The organism is uncultured Stenotrophomonas sp., assembly GCF_913778665.1.
In the GTDB taxonomy this organism is placed as follows: Bacteria; Pseudomonadota; Gammaproteobacteria; order Xanthomonadales; family Xanthomonadaceae; genus Stenotrophomonas.
The window spans coordinates 194,724-215,345 of the sequence record NZ_CAJYVQ010000004.1; the positions used below are offsets into that span (position 1 = coordinate 194,724).

The 20,622-nt window shown below is 67.5% G+C and carries 20 protein-coding genes; 3 read left to right on the forward strand and 17 right to left on the reverse strand.

All coding sequences use genetic code 11. The features are described 5' to 3' along the window. Window positions 1-24 precede the first annotated feature (24 nt). From QZ853_RS05710 to glnA, 7 genes are all read right to left on the reverse strand, one after another. Entirely contained in the window at window positions 25-339 is a 315-nt protein-coding gene (locus QZ853_RS05710; protein WP_053461818.1) for a hypothetical protein, read from the reverse strand. Window positions 340-446: 107 nt separating this feature from the next. Next, the gene (locus QZ853_RS05715; protein WP_295571308.1) at window positions 447-1,601 is read right to left on the reverse strand and encodes an MltA domain-containing protein; all 1,155 of its coding nucleotides are present in this window, start codon (window positions 1,599-1,601) and stop codon (window positions 447-449) included. Between the two features lie 150 nt (window positions 1,602-1,751). Then, window positions 1,752-2,033, reverse strand: coding sequence for a hypothetical protein (locus tag QZ853_RS05720; protein ID WP_295571309.1), 282 nt, complete (start codon window positions 2,031-2,033; stop codon window positions 1,752-1,754). Window positions 2,034-2,360: 327 nt separating this feature from the next. After that, window positions 2,361-3,107 carry an N-acetylmuramoyl-L-alanine amidase gene (locus QZ853_RS05725; RefSeq protein WP_295571310.1) on the reverse strand — a complete coding sequence of 249 codons (747 nt, stop codon included), beginning with the start codon at window positions 3,105-3,107 and terminating at the stop codon, window positions 2,361-2,363. 86 nt (window positions 3,108-3,193) lie between these two features. Beyond that, on the reverse strand, window positions 3,194-4,621 hold the full coding sequence (gene amt / locus QZ853_RS05730; protein WP_295571311.1) for an ammonium transporter: 1,428 nt from the start codon (window positions 4,619-4,621) through the stop codon (window positions 3,194-3,196). A 22-nt stretch (window positions 4,622-4,643) separates the two neighbouring features. Further along, window positions 4,644-4,982, reverse strand: a complete 339-nt coding sequence (locus tag QZ853_RS05735; RefSeq protein ID WP_004134334.1) for a P-II family nitrogen regulator — start codon at window positions 4,980-4,982, stop codon at window positions 4,644-4,646. Between the two features lie 349 nt (window positions 4,983-5,331). Beyond that, window positions 5,332-6,741 (reverse strand): type I glutamate--ammonia ligase, encoded by a 1,410-nt coding sequence (gene glnA, locus QZ853_RS05740; protein ID WP_295571312.1) that lies wholly within the window; start codon window positions 6,739-6,741, stop codon window positions 5,332-5,334. A gap of 223 nt (window positions 6,742-6,964) precedes the next feature. Here glnA and QZ853_RS05745 point away from each other — a divergent pair, with 223 nt between their 5' ends. Together QZ853_RS05745 and QZ853_RS05750 are read left to right on the forward strand one after the other, a co-directional pair. Continuing rightward, window positions 6,965-7,759: an undecaprenyl-diphosphate phosphatase gene (locus QZ853_RS05745; RefSeq protein ID WP_295571313.1), complete on the forward strand. Its 795-nt coding sequence runs from the start codon at window positions 6,965-6,967 to the stop codon at window positions 7,757-7,759. 73 nt (window positions 7,760-7,832) lie between these two features. Next, the gene (locus QZ853_RS05750; RefSeq protein ID WP_295571314.1) at window positions 7,833-8,657 is read left to right on the forward strand and encodes an META and DUF4377 domain-containing protein; all 825 of its coding nucleotides are present in this window, start codon (window positions 7,833-7,835) and stop codon (window positions 8,655-8,657) included. 157 nt (window positions 8,658-8,814) lie between these two features. Here QZ853_RS05750 and QZ853_RS05755 read toward each other — a convergent pair whose 3' ends face one another. The 9 genes from QZ853_RS05755 to QZ853_RS05795 form a co-directional block, all read right to left on the reverse strand. Beyond that, window positions 8,815-9,426: a YbhB/YbcL family Raf kinase inhibitor-like protein gene (locus QZ853_RS05755; RefSeq protein ID WP_295571315.1), complete on the reverse strand. Its 612-nt coding sequence runs from the start codon at window positions 9,424-9,426 to the stop codon at window positions 8,815-8,817. Window positions 9,427-9,436: 10 nt separating this feature from the next. Further along, on the reverse strand, window positions 9,437-11,506 hold the full coding sequence (locus QZ853_RS05760; protein ID WP_295571316.1) for a tetratricopeptide repeat protein: 2,070 nt from the start codon (window positions 11,504-11,506) through the stop codon (window positions 9,437-9,439). 56 nt (window positions 11,507-11,562) lie between these two features. Beyond that, window positions 11,563-12,552, reverse strand: a complete 990-nt coding sequence (locus tag QZ853_RS05765) for an alpha/beta fold hydrolase (protein ID WP_295571477.1) — start codon at window positions 12,550-12,552, stop codon at window positions 11,563-11,565. A 52-nt stretch (window positions 12,553-12,604) separates the two neighbouring features. After that, window positions 12,605-13,396: a lysophospholipid acyltransferase family protein gene (locus tag QZ853_RS05770; protein ID WP_295571317.1), complete on the reverse strand. Its 792-nt coding sequence runs from the start codon at window positions 13,394-13,396 to the stop codon at window positions 12,605-12,607. A 119-nt stretch (window positions 13,397-13,515) separates the two neighbouring features. Further along, complete coding sequence (locus tag QZ853_RS05775) at window positions 13,516-13,950, reverse strand: hotdog fold thioesterase (protein WP_295571318.1); 435 nt, start codon at window positions 13,948-13,950, stop codon at window positions 13,516-13,518. Window positions 13,951-13,960: 10 nt separating this feature from the next. Beyond that, the gene (locus QZ853_RS05780) at window positions 13,961-16,024 is read right to left on the reverse strand and encodes a phospholipase D family protein (protein ID WP_295571319.1); all 2,064 of its coding nucleotides are present in this window, start codon (window positions 16,022-16,024) and stop codon (window positions 13,961-13,963) included. After that, a complete protein-coding gene (locus QZ853_RS05785; protein ID WP_295571320.1) occupies window positions 16,021-16,638 on the reverse strand; it encodes a YceI family protein in 618 nt (205 codons plus the stop codon). Before QZ853_RS05785 ends, QZ853_RS05780 begins: the two co-directional genes overlap by 4 nt. 4 nt (window positions 16,639-16,642) lie before the next feature. Then, window positions 16,643-17,119 carry a histidine phosphatase family protein gene (locus tag QZ853_RS05790; RefSeq protein WP_295571321.1) on the reverse strand — a complete coding sequence of 159 codons (477 nt, stop codon included), beginning with the start codon at window positions 17,117-17,119 and terminating at the stop codon, window positions 16,643-16,645. Window positions 17,120-17,167: 48 nt separating this feature from the next. Further along, on the reverse strand, window positions 17,168-17,797 hold the full coding sequence (locus QZ853_RS05795; RefSeq protein ID WP_049455921.1) for a ParA family protein: 630 nt from the start codon (window positions 17,795-17,797) through the stop codon (window positions 17,168-17,170). A 123-nt stretch (window positions 17,798-17,920) separates the two neighbouring features. Here QZ853_RS05795 and QZ853_RS05800 point away from each other — a divergent pair, with 123 nt between their 5' ends. Then, window positions 17,921-19,405 (forward strand): AAA family ATPase, encoded by a 1,485-nt coding sequence (locus tag QZ853_RS05800; RefSeq protein WP_295571322.1) that lies wholly within the window; start codon window positions 17,921-17,923, stop codon window positions 19,403-19,405. Window positions 19,406-19,830: 425 nt separating this feature from the next. Here QZ853_RS05800 and QZ853_RS05805 read toward each other — a convergent pair whose 3' ends face one another. Then, complete coding sequence (locus QZ853_RS05805; RefSeq protein WP_295571323.1) at window positions 19,831-20,466, reverse strand: tetratricopeptide repeat protein; 636 nt, start codon at window positions 20,464-20,466, stop codon at window positions 19,831-19,833. Window positions 20,467-20,622 lie beyond the last annotated feature (156 nt).

The window sequence follows — 20,622 nt, forward strand, 5'->3', positions numbered from 1 at the left end:
TTACAAGGGCGGGTGCCGGGGGGATTACACCGGGTAGCCGGTGGCTTCCCGTGCCTTCTTCCAGGCGGCTTCGAATTCACGCGCGGAAATTTCGTCGTCCTCGTCGAAATCCAGGAACGACACTGGCTGGTCGGCCAGCAGGAAGCGGTCGTCGCTGTGGGCATGCTCGTCGGCCCAGACCATCTTGGTGCCGTAGATTTCCACCTGCCGCACGATCTTCTCGCCACGGGCTTCCATCAGCACGTTGCCCTTGCCCAGGCCCGATTCGGCCCAGTGCTTGTAGTACTTCTTTGCGGCGGATTTCGCGCCGGATTTTGCGTTGTGCTTTGCGTAGGTCATTGCAGGAGCCCTGGCCGCAGGCGCGGCCGGAAAGTACGGAATGGCGCCATTATCAGGCATCCGGGGTCAGAGCCCTTTCCTTTGGAAGGGATCCGACCCCTGCTGGTTCAGTTCGGCAGGGGCACGCCCTTTGGCCACAGCATCCAGATGTTGCCCTTCTGCTTCATGTCGCCAGCCAGCTTGCCGGCGGCATCGCCGCTGCCCCAGTACAGGTCGGCGCGCACTTCGCCGGCGATGGCGCCGCCGGTGTCCTGCGCAGCCACCGGGCGCACCACCGGGGTGCCGTCCGGGCGCGTGGTGGACAGCCACAGCAGGCTGCCCAGCGGCACCACGGTGCGATCCACCGCCACGCTGTAGCCCGGGGTGAGCGGCACGTTCAGTGAACCGCGCGGGCCTTCCGGGCTGTCCGGGTTGCGCACGAAGAACACGTAGCTGGGGTTACTGCGCAGCAGTTCCGGTACGCGCGCGGGGTTGGCCCGTGCCCAGGCGCGGATCGCGTCCATGGTGACGTCTTCCTTCTTCAGCTGGCCCTGCTCCACCAGCCAGCGACCGATCGCGCGGTACGGGTGGCCGTTCTGTTCCGCATACGCCAGCCGCACCTGCGTGCCATCGGCCAGGCGCACGCGGCCAGACCCCTGGATCTGCAGCAGCTGCAGGTCCATCGGGTCGGTCAGCCAGGCCAGCACCGGCGCCTTGGCGCCCTTGGCCGCGATGGTGCCGGCGTCGTCATAGGGCTTGAGTAGTTTGCCTTCGACGCGCCCGCGCAGGCGCTTGCCCTTCAGTTCCGGGTAGAGGCTCTCCAGCTGCACCACCACCAGATCATCCGGCGTGCCGTACACCGGCACCGTGGCCTTATCGGTACGGGTAAGACTGCCGGGGTAGATCGGCTCGTAGTAGCCGGTAATCAGCCCGTCGGCCTGATGGCCACCGGCACGTAGCGCGTAGGCATCGAGATCGCGCTGCAGGAACTGGCGGATCGCCGCCGGGTCATCGTCGGACACCATTGCCGCGGTCGCGCAGGGCTGGGCCCAGACCGCATCGTTCTTCAGGCGGGTGCAGCTGCTGCGCCACGCCACGAAGCCGGCCTGCAGATCGCTGTCGGAGACCGGTGGCAGTGCACTCCATGGGGCCTTGGCGTAGGTGGCCGCAGGCTTGGCAGCAGACGGTACGCCGGGACTGGAGCCGGTGGTGGAACACGCAGAGAGCAGCGCGGCCACCAGCAATAACAGCCCAACCCTAGGTAAGAATGGAACCATAGACATTTTCACTATGTTGAGCTGACGCAGCCACCTGATTCAAGCGGAAGCAGGCAGAAACCAAAATTCTTCATTCAGGTCAATGCTCTACGCGACGTTGCAGATTCAATCGGGATGCCGCCCTAAATTTGCTCAATTAGGGCGGCAGCCTCAACTTCAGACGTCGGTCACGTCTTCAGCAGCACGTCGCTTAGCCTTCGGCTTCTCTTGAACCTCAGGAAGCACGAGCACGTTGACGTTCACCGACTGCTGAGGTGCGAGAAGAAGCAAACCGGCGCCATGTCCGGTCTTCGCATTCTTAACATGAGCCGTTCCGGCCCAACCAGCCTGCTGGGATCGATGATCCATGTGGTCTTTCACCTTGGCGGTGATTCGCTGAGCAGGCTTTTCAGGATGATCTTGGTTATAGATAACCAAGACTTCCTCGGCATCAATCATTACTACCGGATCACCACGCTTACAGTTCGCAGGACTTGGAAATTTACGCTTTGGCAAAGCACACCCCTGATAATTGAGCTAGTTCTACTCGTGAGGAACGCGAGACGAACCTCACTAACCGTTGCGCCAGAAAGCTGAGCGCAGCTCAAAAGCTATCACATCCTGGATCCCACTCTTATGTATTCTAGGAGGGAAGCATCTGGTCAACATATGCGGAGTGTGCGGAGCGAATTCGCGCCAGAATTTTGACTGGACAGTGGCTCCGCTAGTGAGAGTTTTTATCTGCAAATTTTCTGGTGCGTATCTATGCGCAGAATCCTACGGAGATTAGCGCATCTGCAGCAGCAGCGAATGCAGGATGCGGGCGTCCTCGGCATCCAGCGTCTTCGGCAGGTCGTCGCGGCCCCGGAAACGGCGGTGGAAGGCGGCGACGGTGGCATCACGGTTGTCGAGCGGATAACCGAAGCGCGCCAGCGCATTCCACGCATCGAAGCCTTCCGGTGCCGCGCCATCGGCCGCGCGCGGCCACACGCCGAAGCCGGCCTCGGCCAGCTGTTGCCACGGGAAGAAGCGGCTCGGATCCTGCTTGCGCGTCGGCGCCAGGTCGGCATGGCCGATCACCTGGCGCGGCGGGATGTTCAGGCGGGTGGTGAGATCACGCAGCAGCAGGATCAGCGATTCGATCTGTGCCGCACTGAACGGACTGCGGCCATCGTTGTCGAGCTCGATGCCGATCGAGGCCGAGTTGAGATCGGTGATGGTGCCCCAGCGTCCGGCGCCGGCATGCCAGGCACGGCGCTCATCGGCGACCAGCTGGTAACGATGGCCATCGGCACCGATCAGGTAGTGCGCACTGACCGGCCCGCCACTGTTGGCGGTACGCAGCGTATGCAGACTCTGCTGCACCGACTTCTGCTCGGTGTGGTGGATGACGATGATGAGCGGCGTGCGCGCGTTCTGGTTGGGTGATGGCACCCAGGTGGCGAGAGGGTTGTGGCTCTCCCGCGGCGTGGAAGCGCAGGCGGCCAGCAGCAGGCTGGCCGAGAGCATCAGGACAGTGCGGATCGGGTGCATGGCCTGATTGTGCGCGATCGCGCTTGATGATGCATGCCAGGGTGCCGACCAACGGTCGGCACCCACCACGTCAGTGCGCCGCTGCCTCAGGCCTCGTAGGCCGATTCACCGTGCGAGGTCACATCCAGGCCGGTGCGCTCTGCTTCCTCGGTCACGCGCAGGCCGACCACGCTGCGCACCACCAGCAGGATCAGCGTGGTCACCACCGCCGACCACAGCACGGTGAGGCCAACGCTGACCACCTGCACCCACACCTGGTGCGCGATATCCAGGTCGGCCTTGGTGCCGCCCAGCGACTGCGCACTGAACACGCCGGTGAGGATCGCGCCGACGATGCCGCCGACACCGTGCACACCGAACACGTCAGCGGTGTCATCCACCTTCAGCAGGCGCTTGAGACCGGTGACGCCCCACACGCAGACCACGCCCGCCACGAAACCGATCACGATCGCGCCGAGCGGGCCGACCGTGCCACATGCCGGAGTGATGCCGACCAGGCCTGCCACCGCGCCCGAGGCCGCGCCCAGTGCCGACGGCTTGCCCTTGGTGATCGCTTCCACCAGCGTCCAGCCGAGCACCGCTGCGGCAGTGGCCAGCACGGTGTTGAGGAAGGCCAGCGAGGCCACGGTATCGGCGGCGGCGGCAGAACCAGCATTGAAGCCGAACCAGCCGACCCACAGCAGCATCGCGCCGATGTAGGTGAACGGCAGGTTGTGCGGCTTCAACGCGGTCTGGCCGTAGCCCAGGCGCTTGCCGACAAACCATGCGGCGACCAGGCCGGCGACGCCCGCGTTGATGTGCACCACGGTGCCGCCGGCGAAGTCGATCGCGCCCAGTTCGCCCAGGTAGCCGCCACCCCACACGATGTGCGCCATCGGGATATAGCTGAGGGTGAACCACAGCGCCGAGAACAGCAGCACGGCGCGGAACTTGATGCGCTCGGCGAAGGCACCGACGATCAGCGCGGTGGTGATGCCGGCGAAGGTCGACTGGAAGGCGACGAACAGGTAGTCCGGCAGGCCCTTGATAGGCGTATTGCCCACCGACTCGGGGGTGAAACCCCTGAGGAAGGCGAACTCGGTGAACGAGCCGAAGAACGGATTGCCCGTGCTGAACACCGCGCTGTAGCCATAGGCTACCCACAGCAGCAGCACCAGCGAGAACACCACCAGGATCTGGCTGAGGATCGACAGCACATTCTTTGAACGCACCAGGCCGCCATAGAACAGGGCCAGGCCCGGTACCACCATCAGCAGCACCAGCAAGGTGGAGGTGAGCATCCAGGCCACGTCGCCGTGGTCGAACGCGGGGGCCGCAGCCTCGGCGCTGGCCGGTGCAGCTGCCACCGGTGCCTGCAGCGGTTCGACCGCAACGGTTTCGCTGGGCAGCGGCGAGACCTGGGCCTGGGCGTGGGCGTTGCCCGGCCAGGCACCGGCGGCCAGCGCGCTGAGCAGCATCAGCAGGCACACGATATGGAACCGGGCTTGCCACCCGGTGAGAAGGCGCATCTTCATGGGGGGAATCTCCGGAAGGGGGTTACAGCGCGTCGGCACCGATTTCGCCAGTGCGGATGCGGATGACCTGTTCGACGGCGGTGACGAAGATCTTGCCGTCACCGATCTTGCCGGTGCCTGCCGACGACTGGATCGCTTCGATCACCGCGTCGGCACGCTCGTCGGTGACCACGGTTTCGATCTTGATCTTGGGCAGGAAGTCGACGACGTACTCGGCGCCGCGATACAGCTCGGTGTGGCCCTTCTGGCGGCCGAAGCCTTTCACTTCGGTCACGGTGATGCCCGACACGCCTGCGTCGGACAGGGCCTCGCGGACCTCGTCGAGCTTGAACGGTCGGATGATGGCGGAGATCAGTTTCATGCGCATGTCCCGATGGTGGATGGGGCCAGCGCGCAGACGCGCGTTGGCATCAGGCAACCACGGGCCATCAGTGTGATGGCCGTGGCTGTTGCACCGGACACGTACAGGGCCGGGACGGCCGTGCCTCTCTCCTTGCACGACCGACGCGGGAGGGAGGGCGGCCCTGGTCGCGTATCCGGTCTCTCTCTTGCCCCTGGATAAGCGGATTGAAGTTCAGCGGACTAACAGTCCGCTCTACCACCGTCCGCTCTACAACGGCGGGCCTGCGCCCGCCTTGCGGCTCCCCAGCCGCGAAAACGGAAGCGATGGCGGCGGGTGGGAGGGGGAAGCCCACCGCCATCGCATCCGGTCAGCTGGCGTAGTACAGCTGGTATTCCAGCGGGTGGGTCGCCGCGCGGAACTTGGTCACTTCCTGCATCTTCAGCGCGATGTAGCCGTCGATGAAGTCATCGCTCATCACGCCACCGGCCTTCAGGAACTCGCGGTCCTTGTCCAGCGCTTCCAGTGCCTGATCCAGCGAGGAGCAGACCTGCGGGATCAGCTTCTCTTCTTCCGGCGGCAGGTCGTACAGGTCCTTGTCGCTCGGTGCGCCCGGGTCGATCTGGTTCTTGATGCCGTCCAGGCCGGCCATCATCAGCGCGGTGAAGGTCAGGTAGCCCGACTGGATCGGATCGGGGAAGCGCATTTCGATGCGGCGTGCCTTCGGGTTGGACACCCACGGAATGCGGCACGAGGCCGAGCGGTTGCGCGCCGAGTAGGCCAGCATCACCGGCGCTTCGAAGCCCGGCACCAGGCGCTTGTAGCTGTTGGTGCCCGAGTTGGCGAAGGCGTTGATCGCCTTGGCGTGCTTGAAGATGCCACCGATGTACCACAGCGCCAGCTGGCTCAGGCCGCCGTAGCCGTCACCAGAGAACAGGTTGGTGCCGCCCTTGGACAGCGACTGGTGCACGTGCATGCCGCTGCCGTTGTCGCCGACGATCGGCTTGGGCATGAAGGTGACGGTCTTGCCGTTGCGGTGAGCGACGTTCTTGATGACGTACTTCATGCGCAGCAGTTCGTCGGCCTTCTGCACCAGGGTGCTGAACTTGGTGCCGATCTCGCACTGGCCGGCGGTGGCCACTTCGTGGTGCTGCACTTCCACTTCGATGCCGACCTGTTCCAGGGTCTTGCACATTTCAGCGCGCAGGTCGTGCAGGGTGTCGGTCGGCGGCACCGGGAAGTACCCGCCCTTGACGCCCGGACGGTAGCCGCTGTTGGCGCCGTCGTACTTGGCGCCGCTGTTCCAGGCGGCTTCCTCGGAGTCGACCTTGAAGAAGGTGTTGCCCATTTCATTGGCGAAACGGACCGAATCGAAGATGAAGAATTCCGGCTCCGGGCCGAAGAACGCGGTTTCGGCGATGCCGGAGGACTTCAGGTAGGCCTCGGCGCGCTTGGCGATGCCGCGCGGGCAGCGACCGTACGACTGCATGGTGGCCGGATCGAGGATGTCGCAGCTGATCACGATGGTCGGATCGGCGTAGAACGGATCGACGTACGCGCTGGCCGGGTCCGGCAGCAGCACCATGTCCGACTCGTTGATGCCTTTCCAGCCGGCGATCGAGCTGCCATCGAACATCTTGCCTTCTTCGAACAGCGACGGCTCGATGATGCTGACCGGGAAGGTCACGTGCTGCTCGACACCACGCATGTCGACAAAGCGCAGATCGACGAATTCGATCTGGTTGTCCTTGATCAGCTTCTCAACGTTTTCCACGGACATCGGTACGACCTCGGATGGGGATGAATGCCTGCTGAGGTAGAGCAACGACCGTGCCAACTTTTCGTGGGCTGCAAGTCATTGATTTCAAAAAGACCGCCCCGTGAGGGTGCAGAGCAGCGCGCACCAAACGGGTGCACCCGTTACCAGACGCACCCGTTTGGTGCAGCGGGGATCGTCTATCCTCTCGACCTTCTTCCTTCAGCCGCCCGTGCACGCACCGTCCATGTCCGACCTGCTCTCCGCCCTGTTGCTGGGCATTCTCGAAGGCTTGACCGAATTCCTGCCGATCTCCAGCACCGGCCACCTGCTCATCGCCCAGCACTGGCTGGGTGCCCGTTCGGACTTCTTCAACATCGTCATCCAGGCCGGCGCGATCGTGGCCGTGGTGCTGGTGTTCCGCCAGCGCCTGCTGCAGCTGGCCACCGGCTTGGGTCAGCGCGAGAACCGCGACTACGTGTTCAAGCTCGGCGCAGCGTTCCTGGTCACCGCCGTGGTCGGCCTGGTGGTGCGCAAGGCCGGCTGGTCGCTGCCGGAAACGGTCAGTCCGGTGGCCTGGGCATTGATCATCGGTGGCGTCTGGATGCTGCTGGTGGAGGCCTATACCGCGCGCCTGCCCGACCGTGACCAGGTGACCTGGACGGTGGCGATCGGCGTGGGCTTGGCGCAGGTGGTGGCCGGTGTGTTCCCCGGCACCTCGCGCTCGGCCTCGGCGATCTTCCTGGCGATGCTGCTGGGCCTGAGCCGCCGCGCGGCCGCCGCCGAGTTCGTGTTCCTGGTCGGCATTCCCACCATGTTCGCCGCCAGTGCCTACACCTTCCTGGAAATGGCCAAGGCCGGCCAGCTGGGCAGCGAGAACTGGACCGACGTGGGCGTGGCCTTCCTTGCCGCAGCCGTCACCGGCTTCGTCGTAGTGAAGTGGTTGATGGGCTACATCAAGTCGCACAAGTTCACCGCCTTCGCCGTGTACCGGATTGCGCTGGGCGCGGCGCTGCTGCTGTGGTTGCCGTCCGGCAGCTGAACAGCGCCGGGGCACGGCAACCCCGTTGCCGGCCCCACCCCGTTTCCACCACGGTTCCCCAAGGAGAATCACCATGAACCGCAAGCTCACCCTGCTCCTCCCGCTGGCCCTGATGGCCGCCTGCAGCCAGACCCCGGCGCCGGCCGGCACCGGCGGCGACGACGTGGCCCCGGCCGCAGCCAAGGCGGCGGACCAGCAGACGCTGGCGCATCTGGACGCGCAGCGCCTGCAGAGCCAGCACTGGCTGCTGCAGCAGGCCACTGGCGCCGACGGCAAGCGCATCGACGCGCTGTTCGCCCGCGAAGACAAGCCGGTCACCCTGGACTTCGCCGATGGCCGCCTGTCGGTGAGCAACACCTGCAACCGCCTCGGCGGTGGCTACACCCTGGAGAACGGCACGCTGAAGGTGGGCGCGATGGCGTCGACCATGATGGCCTGCACCGACAAGGCGCTGATGGCGCTGGACGAGGCCGTGTCGAGCCGCCTGCAGGGCGAGCTGAAGGCCACCCAGGATGCCGGCGGCAAGCTGACCCTGACCACCGCCAAGGGCGACGTGCTGGTGTTCAACCCGGAACCCACCGCTGAAACCCGCTATGGCGGCGCCGGCGAAACCGTGTTCCTGGAAGTGGCCGCCAAGACCCAGAAGTGCTCGCACCCGCTGATCCCGGACTACCAGTGCCTGCAGGTGCGTGAAGTGAAGTTCGACGACAAGGGCCTGAAGCAGGGCGAGCCGGGCAAGTTCGAGAACTTCTACGGCAACATCGAGGGCTACACCCACGAAGACGGCGTGCGCAACGTGGTGCGCGTGAAGCGCTACGAAGTGAAGAATCCGCCGGCCGATGCGCCGTCGCAGGCGTACGTGCTGGACATGGTGGTCGAGTCGGCCATCGAGAAGTGATGTAGAGCCGACTGTTAGTCGGCTGCATCTTGAAGGGCGGCCGAAAGGCCGCCCTTCTTCGTGGTGGGTAGAGCCGGCCGCTGGCCGGCTGCCATGCGCGGATCCGGCAGCACACGGGCGTTGCCGGCCAGCGGCCGGCACGACCCGCCATGCCGCCTCAGCCCAGCGCCGGGTTCAACGTGTAGGTCCCGTGCAGGGCCGCTTCGGCCAGTACGTGGCCGTGCATGGCGCGGTAGGCGTCGGCGGCGGTGAAGCGTTCCGGCAGCTGCAGCGACGCCACGTCCAGCGCGAACACGCGGAAGAAGTAGCGGTGCACGCGTTCGTCGTTGAACGGCGGGTAGGGACCGTCGTAGCCCAGGTAGTCACCGGCCATGTCCGGGTTGCCCGCGAACCAGCCGGTGAAGTCGTTCAGGCCCTGGCGGCTGCCGGCCGGACCGGCCGGTGCGGCCTTGCCCTTCACCACGAAGCCATCGCTGCAGCTGCCGGCGGCAATTTCCTGCACCGAGGCCGGGATGTCGGCCATCACCCAGTGCACGAAGTCGCAACGCGGCTGGTCGCGCGGCACGCTCATGTCGCTGCGGCCGACCGTTTCCGGCACGGTTGGCACGTCCGGGTCGACGCACACCAGCAGGAACGAACGGGTGCCGGCCGGCGCCCCGCTCCAGGCCAGGTGCGGGTTGCGGTCGGGGGCAAAGCCGTTGGCATCGCCGGCGGCGAACTCGCGGTCGATCGGTGCGCCAAGGGTCAGGCTGTTGCTGCTCAGCTGCATGAGTCTCTCCTTACTCTTCCGGGTAACCCAGGCGCACCGCAACCGGGGTGAGCTGGGCGAAGGCGGCGCTCATCACGTCGCGGTAGTTGCGCCAGTGGCCCGGCGGCAGGCGCGGTGCGCCCAGCTGCGCGGCCGGCGGCATCGGCCGCTCGAACAGGCGGCCCAGCAGTTCAGCCATGGCGCGCGGGTCGTTGCCGATCTGGTCGATGCGCAGCAGCACGTGCGGGTACAGGTCGTCCTCGTGCAGCGTGGCGATCTGGGTCAGTGCGCGCGTCAGCCACTCGCTGGCTTCGGCCAGCGAGGTCATCGCCAGCGGTGCGGCGGCGCCGTAGGCGACCCAGTCCAGCAGCATGTCGCGCGGGTCACGCAGCACCAGCAGCAGGCGGCCCTGCGGCAGCTGCGGGCGCAGCGACCACAGCAGGGCGTTGTCCCACCACAGCAGCCAGTCGATCACGGTGTCGTTCTGCAGGCCCCGGGCCGGCAGCTGCTCGCGCCAGCGCTGCACCAGCCGCTCCGGGGTCAGTACGCCCGACGCCAGGTCCTGCAGCGTGTGGTAGTTCTGGAAGGCATCATCGGGCGGGGTGTCGGTGTAGCGGTCGCTGCGCAGCACCGGGCTGGCCGCGGCCAGGCCGGTCGCGACGCGCTCCACGCCCGAACCCGGCGGGCCCCACAGGAAGATCGGCGCGGAACTGGTATCGCCATCGAGGCTGCCCTTGTCCGGCCAGCTCGGCGGCGACTTGGCCTGCGGCGGCAGCGGCAGGCGCTGCGGGGCCTGGTCGGCCTGCAGCGACATCCAGGTGCGCAGGGCGTCCTGCGGCTGGCCGGCACGGTCCTGGATTTCACCCATCCAGGTGCGCAGGTCGGCGCGATGGCCTTCCGGTGCCAGCTCGATCAGCGCCTGCACGCGCGCCACGGCCGCGGCTGGATCGCGTTGCAGCAGGCCCTCGACCAGGCGCGTTTCGCCACTGACGCGGCCCGGTTCCAGGCTGACGATGCGCTCGGCGATCGCTTCAGCCTGTGCGTGCTCGCCCACCATGTCGTGCAGGCGCAGGCGCGCCTCCAGCGCGGGCAGGTGCGCCGGCATCGCGGCCATCCAGCGTTCGACCGTGGCCACCGCGCTTTCGCTGCCGACCTGCTCGATGGCCAGGCGCGCCAGCCATACGTCGTGCAGCTGGTCATTGTTTTCCAGCACGGCATCGAGGCGGGCGCGCGCTTCGTCTTCGCGGCCCAGGCGCTGCCATGACATCAGCAGCAGCTGCAGCAGCTGGCGGTCGTCCGGCTGCGTTTCCAGCAGCGGCAGCAGGTGGTCCAGCGCCTGCAGCGGTTGTCCATTGCGCAGCGACAGCTCGCCGGCCAGGCGGCGCATCGACGGCACGTCCATCTCCGGCTGCTGCAGGGCCACCTGCATCGCTTCGGCGGCGGCCGCCACGTTGTCCTGGCGCAGCGCCAGCTGCACCACCAGGCCGTGCAGCGAGGACAGCGAGGGGTTCAGTTCAAGCACGCGGCGGAACGACTGCTCGGCGAACGCCAGCATGTCCTTGCCCAGGTAGGCGAAGCCGAGTGCGTACAGCACGCGGGGATCGTCCGGCAGCGCCTTGCTGGCGGCCGACAGCAGCGCCAGCGCACGGTCGGCATCGCCGCGACGCAGGGCGACCATGCCGTCGATGGTCAGCAGTTCCGGATGGTCCGGCTCGACGCGCGCGGCCAGGGTGGACACGCGCTGCGCCTCGTCGAAGTCGTTGCGGCCAATCGCCAGGTGCGCCTGCATCAGGTAGGCGGAGAATGAGTTCGGATCGAGACCGGTGGTGCGCACCAGGGCGTCGTCGGCCCCTTCGAACTGGCGCAGTGCCAGCAACAGGCCCGCATGCTGCAGGTGCAGCTGGGCGTCGTCCGGGGCCAACCGCAGCGCCTGCTGCAGGGCGTCCATCGCGTCCTCGGCATTGCCCTGCTGCTGCAGCGCAAGCGCCAGCCAGCGGTGGGCATCGGCCAAGCCGGGTTCGTCATGGGTCCACGCCTGGGCCAGCTGCACGGCCTGGTCGGCCTGGTTCTGGCGCAACGCCTGGATGATCTGGTCTTGCATGGCAGTCCGGTTCAAGTGCAAACCCGCATTGTAGCGGGCTGCACGCCGGTGCCGGTTCAGCCCTGCAGAACCCGCCGCAGGCGCTGCGCCACCCAGCGCTCGGAGAAGCCGTCGCCACGCCAGTTCTCGATGAAGCCGCAGTGGCCGCCCCAGCAGGCGGTTTCCAGGTGCGCCTGGCGCGGCAGCTGCCAGTTGTTGAAGGTGGCATACGGAATCACCGGGTCATCCTGTGCCATCAGGATGTCGGCCGGCACCTGCAGGGTCGACAGGCGATCACCGGCAATCGAGTAGCCATCGAAATAGGCCTGCAGCGAGCCGAAGCTGGTGTGGCGCTCGACCAGCCAGGCGGTCAGCGCGCGGATGTCCAGCTTCAGCACGCGGTCGTCGCAGTCGCTCAGCTCGGGGAACAGATCGCGCTTCCGGCGCAGCGAGCCGGCCCACTTGCGGCGGAAGTACCAGTCGTACATCGCCGGGCCGTTCTCGATGCTCTCCATGGTCAGCGCCGGGTCCAGCACCGGGCACACCGAGGCCACCCGCTGCAGCGGCACCCCGGCGGCCGGCGCGCGCAGGGCCAGGCGCAGCACGAAGTTGCCACCCAGCGAGTAGCCGGCCGCCACCAGCGGCAGCTGCGGCCAGCGCTGGGCGATATCGCCCGCGGCATGCACCACTTCGTCAATCAGGTTGGAGTGGAAGATGCCGCGATTGAGATGATGGGTGTTGCCGTGGTCGCGGAAGTTCAGCCGCACTACGTCGAAGCCCTGCTCCAGCATGCGCGCGGCGGCCATGCGCATGTAGCTGGATTCGGCACTGCCTTCCCAGCCATGCAGCAGCAGCGCCATGCCCTGCGGTTCGCGGCCTTCGACGTGGCTGTGCCAGCCCTGCAGGCGCACGCCGTCGCCACCGTCGAGGATCAGTTCCTCGCTGACCGCACCGGTGGCCGCCAGCAGCAGCAGGCCGCGCTGCAGGCGCATGCGGCTGGAGCTGAGCATCGATTGCAGATGCGGGTTGCGCAGCCAGCGCGGCGGCTGATAGTCAGCCGCGTGCAGCGTCGGCGTGCCGGCGTCCAGGACAGGTGGCGGGATCAGGGCCACCGCGGCCTCAACCCGTGCTCATGGCCGCCACGATGCGCGCGCGCGAGGTTTCCGCGATGCGCCGACGGCCTTCCAGGTCCTGCGCACCGATGGGTGCCAGGAAGTGCACTTCCGCACGTCGCGCCGGCTCACCGAGCAGGCGCAGGAAATTGGCGAAGAAACTCTCGCCCGGGCCAAACGCGACAATGGTCTGCGCGTCGCCATTCACCCCGTACACCAGCGCCACCGGCTGCACCGGCACACCGGTCTCGACCGCCGCCTGGAAGATGCGCGCATGGAACGGGCCCACTTCGTGGCCGCCGCGCGTGCGTCCTTCCGGGAACACACCCACGGCCTTGCCGTCACGCAGGCGATCGGCCATCACCTGCATCACGCCACCGAGCGACTCGGTGTTGCCACGCTGGTGGAAGATGGTCTGGCCGCGCGCGGCGAGCCAACCGACCAGCGGCCAGCTGGCGATCTCGCGCTTGGCGACGAAGCCCATCATGCGCTGGCTGTGCAGGATGCAGATGTCGACCCAGCTGACGTGGTTGGCCACGAACAGCACCGCGCCGGGCAGCGGCCGGCCGATCTGCGCCAGGCGGAAGCCGAAGATCCACATCAGCCCGCCCTGCCACCAGTTGACCACCTTGGCGCCGAAGGTGGCCTCGCCCACGCGCAGTTCGCCCCACGGCGGAAGCATGCCGATCAGGATCAGCGGCAGGAACACGGTGATGTGGACCAACAGCAGCGGTACGCGGTACAGGTAACGGCACACACGCGCCACGCCGCCGCGGGGAGCCGGAGTGGGGGAAGTCATCCGCGCACGATACCGGAGGGCCGTCATCGCTGCCAGCCGATTTAGGCCATAACCGCCATCGACCGGGGCAATCGGCGGGGAACGCTGGGTTCCGCCGCCGTGGACGTGCCCGCGCGGGCTCAGCCGTGGCCTGCGGCCACCACCGCCAGGGTCAGCCGCGAGATGCACACCAGGCGGCCCTGCTCGTCCTCGATGCGGATCTCCCACAGCTGGGTGCTGCGGCCCACATGCAGCGCGCGGGCGGTGCCGGTGACCGTGCCCGAGCGCACCGCACGCACGTGGTTGGCGTTGATTTCAAGGCCCACGCAGATCTGCTTGGCGGTATCCACGCACAGGTTGCCGGCGCTGCTGCCCAGCGTCTCGGCCAGTACCACCGAGGCGCCGCCATGCAGGATGCCGTAGGGCTGGCGGGTGCGCTCGTCCACCGGCATGGTGGCCTGCAGCCAGTCCTCGCCGGCGGCGCTGAAGACGATGCCCAGGGAGTGGATCGCCGTGTTGCGGCTGAGCGCGTTGAGCTGCTCGATGGAAACGGCTTCGCGGAACACCTGGGTCATGCGGGCACCTTCAGAGGATGGGAACAAGGCCGGCGCCGAATGCGGTCAGCATGCGCACCAGCAACCACTTCGGGCCGACGTTGACTTCGGGGAAGTCGCCGACGGCGACGTAGCAGGTGTGGAACGCCGGGTCCTGCCGCAGCAGCGGCTGCGGGCAGTCCGGGCCAGGCTTGAACTCGTAGTCGGTGGCGTAGCGCCACGGCCAGAAATCGAGGATGGGCAGCGCTTCGGAGGCCTTGCCGACGCTGTAGTTCAGCCCCGACAGCACCGGCGGTTTGGCCCGCGGCGCCACCGTCCACGAGTTCTGCGGGTGGGTGTCGCGCAGGATGCTCTCGGCCAGCTGCTCGGCAAAGACCGGGTCGTCGATGATCACCGCGCCTTCGGTGTTGTAGTTCTCGCTGCGCGGATCGAAGTTGTGGGTTCCGACAACGCCAATGCGGCGGTCAACCACCAACGACTTGGCATGCAGGCCCATGCGCGCGCCCTTGCGGGTGACCGGCAGCGGCTTGTTGACCGCCTTGCTGCCGAGGAACGACGGCCGCGTCTCGGTACGCAACAGGCGCGTTTCCACTTCGCTGCCGGCGGCGCGGCGGCGCGCCCTCGCGTTGTCGTAGGCGCCGTCGCTGTGGCGATGGTTCAGCGGGACCTTCGCGCTGTCCGCACTGGAGCCGCTGCCCCTGCTGCCGCGTGCATTGCTGCCGGCAGCGCTGCCGCCGATCCACGAACGGCGCTCGCCTTCGTTGTTGCCCTCGCTGTCTTCGGCGGCGGCGGCGATCGGGTCGGGCAGCAGGTTGCGGTAATCGACCGGCGCATCCAGCGGGAACGGCTTGTATTCGAAGATGTTGAAGCCCAGTTCGCGCATGTTGCGTCGCTTGTACTTGTAGGACAGCGCATACACGATCGGGTTGTCGGTGGCTGCCAGGCTGTTGCTGGACACCACCACGCGCGGCGGCTGCGGCCGCTTGCGCAGGTCGCGGAACAGCGCCTGCGCCGGCTTGGACAGCACCAGGTACGGCGTCTGCAGGATCACTTCCTTCTGCGCGCTGGCGATCAGCGCATCCAGCTGCGGCTCGGTCACGTGCTGGCCGGCCAGCGGCGCATCGGCCTGCTCGCGCCGATGCTTGCGCGGCAGGTCGGCCACGTAGCGCACCGAGGCCACCGGCAATGCGGTATCGACAAAGGAACGGCTGACGAAGTCCATGTCGTTGGCTTCGGCGCTGACCCGCTGCACGCGTTCCGGCCGCCGGAAGCTGGCCGGCGGCAGGGTCGGCACGCCCTCGCGCAGCAACGTGCGGCCCACGTCGTTCAGGCGCTCGGCCGGCACGCTGCGGTGGGCGCGCCAGAACGCATCGAAGTTGGCCGCCATCGCGCGTGCTTCCGGGCCGGCGATCAGCACGTCACGGTCGCGGAAGTTGTACTCGCGGTCCCAGTCGTAATAGTCGTCCTGGTAGTTGCGGCCCCCCACCACGCCGATCGCATCGTCGATCACCAGCAGCTTGTTGTGCATGCGCTGGTTGAACCGGCGGAAGCAGCACAGCACGCTGCCGGCATAGTCGAAGTAGTTCAGCCGGGCCTTGCCGAAGGTCGGGTTGTAGACCCGCAGCTGGAAATTCTGGTGGGCGCCGGACAAGGCACCGAGGATCTGCAGGTCGGAGATCGCCGAGAGCTGGTCGATCAGCAGCCGCACCTTCACCCCGCGCCGCGAGGCGGCCAGCAGCTCGTCGATGACCAGCCGTGCGCTGTCGTCCTTGTCGAAAATATAGGTCTGCAGGTCGATGCTGCGGGTGGCACTGCGCAGCAGGTTCAGGCGTGCAACCAGCGCACCCTCGCCCTCATCGAGCAGGGTGGCGTAATGGCGCGGCCGCTCCGGGGTGGATTCGCTGAATGCGCGGCCCGCCAGCGCCCGCAACGGCGAGTCCTGCGCGCAACGGTCGGCACGCTGGCAATCGACCTCGGTCGAACGCGCCTGCACGGCGATTGCTTCGGCACGGTCGCGCTCGGCATGCGAGAGCGATGCACAACCGCTGCCCAGCAACACGGTTGCCAGCGCCAGTACACGCAGCAGGAGGTTCACGGTTTCGGCGCCTCACTCAGGCGCGCACGCAGTACGAAGGTCACTCGATCACTCAGGGCAAGCTGCCAGCTGTCCATGCCATACCGGCCCCGCTGTACGGTGCCGCGGCTGACGACGTCGCAATCATAGCCGGGTCGGGCGCACTCCGCCTTCTCGACCCTGAGCAGCTCGGGGTGGCTGATACCGCGCAGGGTCAGCCGGCCGTTGATGTCGCCGCCGGTTTCCACGGTTTCCGGCCAGTACGGCAACGAGTCGAACTCGACCACCGGGTGGCGGCCCGCGTCGAAGAACTCCTCGCCGCGCATCCACCCGGTGTAGCGCGGCTTGCCAGGAATCTCGACCGAACGGCTGAACATCTTCAGATGCACCTGGTGGCGGCCATCGGAGAGGACTTCGATGCGGCCCTCGAAATGCGGGAACACACCCTCGATGCGCTGGCCGAAGCGGGTGCGCACCTCGAAACCGATCTGCGAACGCTGGGCGTCCAAGCGCAGCACCCGGTGCGCTTCGGCAACCACCGGCGGCAGGGTGCTCGGCGCGGGCACGGTGGCTCCGGCCGGGCCGAACGCCAGCAACGCGGGCAGCAGATAGCGGCCGCGCCGCGCCAGGTTCATTGGATCACGGCCACCAGAACGCGTTCAGGCTGGCCACGCCCGGTTCGATCGCGGCCTCGCGGGCGAAGCCGAGCACGGCGATGCCGGCCGGCGGCATGCCGCGGTAGTCGCTGCTGGTGCCTTCGGTCATCAGCGCCACCAGGCGCTCCAGGCCCGGGTTATGGCCGACGATCAGCACGCGGTCGAGGTCGCGGCGGTCATCCACCAGCGCCGCCAGGGTGCCGGGGGTGGCCTCGTAGATGCGGTCTTCCAGGCGCTTTTCCACGTAGCCGATGGTGGCCAGCACGGCCTCCAGGGTCTCGCGGGTGCGCCGCGCCGGCGAGCACAGCACGCAGTCCGGCAGCAGCTTGTTTTCCTTCAGCCACTTGCCGGCAGCTTCGGCTTCGGCCAGCCCCACCGGCGACAGCGGCCGATCAAGGTCGGCCTGGCCGGGGGTGGCCGGTTCGGCATGGGCATGGCGCAGCAGGATCAATTCACGCATCGCGGGTTTCCATGGATAGAGGGTGCAGCAGACAGAGTGATGCGGGCGTCACAGCTTCAGCCAGGACAACAGCGGTTCCCAGTCGGCCTGGTGCTCGCGCACCTGGGCCGAACGGTAGTCGAACAGGCTACGGCCCAGGCCGGTCATCACCACGTAGCTCTGGCTGTCACGCAGCTGCGCGACCACCGGGTAGGGCCACTCGGCCAGCATCTGCAGCGCCTGCTGCGAGGTCTGGGTCCAGGGCTTGGTGCGGTTCAGGACCAGCCCCACCGGCAGCTTGCGGCTGTGTACCCGCGGGTTCTGGGCCAGGCTGTTGAGGAAGCCGACGATGGCTTCGATGTCCAGCGCCGAAGGCAGCACCGGCACCACCACCGCGTCGGCGGCATCGAGGAAATGGGGGATATCGTCGGCCAACGCACCGGCCGGTGCGTCGATGATGACGGTCTGGGTGCCGTCAGGCAGCTTCTGCGCCCACTGCTTCTTCCGATACACATCGATGGGCAGCACCGCGCTTTCCAGCCCGGCACGGCGTTGTGCCCAGCGCGTACTGGAGCCCTGCGGGTCGGCATCGGCGATCACCGTGGCCTTGCCCTGCAATGCCGCGTACGCGGCCAGGTGGGTGGCGACGGTGGTCTTGCCCACCCCGCCCTTGGAACCGGCCACCAGGATCGTCTTCATGCCAGCCTCGCTTCCGGGTACGTGCCCCGAGCGTACACCGGCGGTGGTGACGGGAGGTAGCGCCGCGCTGAACCCGTCGCCATCGCCTTTGCTATCGTGGCGCCCCCGAAGGATCGAACCGGCATGAGCGAACTGCAGGACCTGAGCGCACTGATCCGCGCCAACACTCCCTTGATCGTGGTCGAGACCCAGGATGAGGGTCGCATCGTCGAGTTGTTCCGGCAGACGCTGATGCATGTCTGGCGGGCGCTGCACCGCTGGTCGATCACCGAAGGCCTGCGCCGCATCGACCTGGACAGCGAGGACCCGCCGGTCGGTCCCCCCGATGCCAGCGCGGCGCTGCAGATGATCCGCCAGGCCGAGCAGCGCGGGGTCTACCTGCTGCTCGATTTCCACCCCTACCTGGGCTACGCCAGCCACCAGCGTGCACTGCGCGACCTGATCCAGCGCCGCCACAGTGAACCGCACGTGCTGGTGCTGATCGGCGCCAAGGTCGAGCTGCCGGCCGAGCTGGAAGCGCTGGCGGTGCGCTTCAACCCGCGCCTGCCCGACGCCAACGCGCTGCTGAAGATGCTGCGCGAGGAGGCCGACGCCTACGCGCGCGAGCATGGCGGCCGCCGCGTGGAGGTCGACAGCGAGGCGGTGAAGAAGATCCTGAAGAACCTGCAGGGCCTGAGCCTGGTTGATGCCCGCCGCATCGCGCGCCAGCTGATCTATGCCGACGGCGCGTTGCGCGACGACGACCTGCCGCAGCTGGCACGGTTGAAGTTCGAGCTGCTCAACCGCAGCGGCCACCTGTTCTTCGAGCATGACAGCGCGCGCTTCGGCGATGTGGCCGGCGCCAACCGGCTCAAGCGCTGGATCAACCAGCGCCGGGTGGCCTTCATCGCCGGCCCGGCCCCGGCCGGGCTGGACCCGCCACGCGGCATGCTGCTGCTGGGCGTGCAGGGCTGCGGCAAGTCGATGCTGGCCAAGGCCACTGCCGCCGGCTTTGGCGTGCCGTTGCTGCGCCTGGACGTGGGCGCGTTGTACAACAAGTACCACGGCGAGACCGAGGCCAACCTGCGCCAGGCGCTGGCCTCGGCCGAACAGCTGGCGCCGTGCGTGCTGTGGATGGATGAGATCGAGAAGGGCCTGGCAACGGGCGGCGAGGACGGCGGCGTGTCGCGCCGCGTGCTGGGCTACCTGCTGACCTGGATGGCCGAGCGCAAGGCGCCGGTGTTCATCGTGGCCACTGCCAACCAGGTGCAGGAACTGCCGGCCGAGCTGCTGCGCAAGGGCCGCTTCGACGAGATCTTCTTCGTCGACCTGCCCACGCCGGAGGTGCGCGTGGAGCTGCTGCGGCTGCACCTGGGCCGGCGTCAGCTCAATGCCGACGACTTCGCATTGCCGGCGCTGGCCGCCGCTGCGAACGGTTTTTCCGGCGCCGAGATCGAGCAGGCGATCGTGGCCGGCCTTTACGCCGCGCACGCGGAAGGCCGGCCGCTGGATACCGAGCTGCTGATGAACGAGATACGCGCGACGCGGCCGCTGTCGGTGCTGATGGCCGAGCAGGTGGAGGCACTGCGGGCGTGGGCGGCGGGACGGACGGTTACGGCGGACGATTGAGTTTCCAGCGAACGGCGCAGCCCCTCGTGGTTGGTCGCTGAAGGCGAATGCCGGGTGGGCAGGCTGCGCAGGGGAGGCTGCAAGTACGTCCCTGTAAGCTCGGTCGCCGCATCCATGCGGCTCACGCCCCTGCGCAGCCTGCCCGCCCGGCCTCTGACAGTTTCCATTGGCGATCAGACACGTAGAAGAAAAAAGAAGAGCAAAAGCAAAAGCAGAACCGGTTGGCTGGCCGCTTTTTGTACAGCCGAGCCCACGCTCGGCTGCTCTCCGATCAGATTTCCAGTACTCGATTCCGATGCAGATTCATCCGCGCATGGCGTGGATCTACCGTGTCGACCAAGGTCGACACCTACCGACAGCTGCCGGAACCTGCCGAAGGCGGGGCACTGCGGGTTTGCGGGGTGCAGCCCGGCCGACCCCCTCCCTCAGGGCCAGGCCGGCGGTGCGGCCGCCCAGGCCTGCTGCACCTCGGCCAGCGATGCGCGTTCGTCCTCGCGCCACGCCGGCAGCAGCTGCCCATAGTTGGCACTGGTGCTCCACTGCGCTGGCTCGGTGCGCACTGCGGCGGCATACCACTGCACCGCCTCCTGCTTCTGCCCCGAGCGCCACAGCGCCAGCGCATAGGTGGGCGGCACCCAGCTGGGCTTGCTGCGGGCATTGCCGGCCGAGGCCACCCATTGTTCCAGCGCCGCTTCCGACTTGCCCTGACGCAGCAGATCCCAACCATAGTTCCAGCGCACGCTGCGCCCGGCGCTGCTCTGTGCCGGCGCCTCCTTCAATGCCTCGCCATACAACTGGTCGGCCAGCTCGGTGCGGCCCTGGCTGCTGGCCACCGACGCCAGCTGCACCGTGGCCTCCAGCGCACGCCGCCCGCGCTCGCGCAGCCTGACCAGCTGGTTCACCAGCTCATCGCCTTCGCCCTGCAGAGCCACCATCGGCACCGCCGCCAGGTCGCTGTCGAAGTAGAACTCCTGTGGTGCCGGCAGCGCCGGCGCAGCCCACGCGGTGAGCGCTCCCGAGGCCAGCAGCACGCTGACCAGGATCTTTCCTGCAACTGACATTCCTTCTCCCCAGGCTGCACAACCGCAGCCTCCCTCTCTCTCGCCCCGATCCTAACCCCAGCGGCGGCGCGGGCGCGAGTGCCGGGGCCGATACGGCCCCGCTGCTACAATTCGCGCCTTTCCCGCCGCGTGCCCGCACGCGGCCGGTGCCAGCCG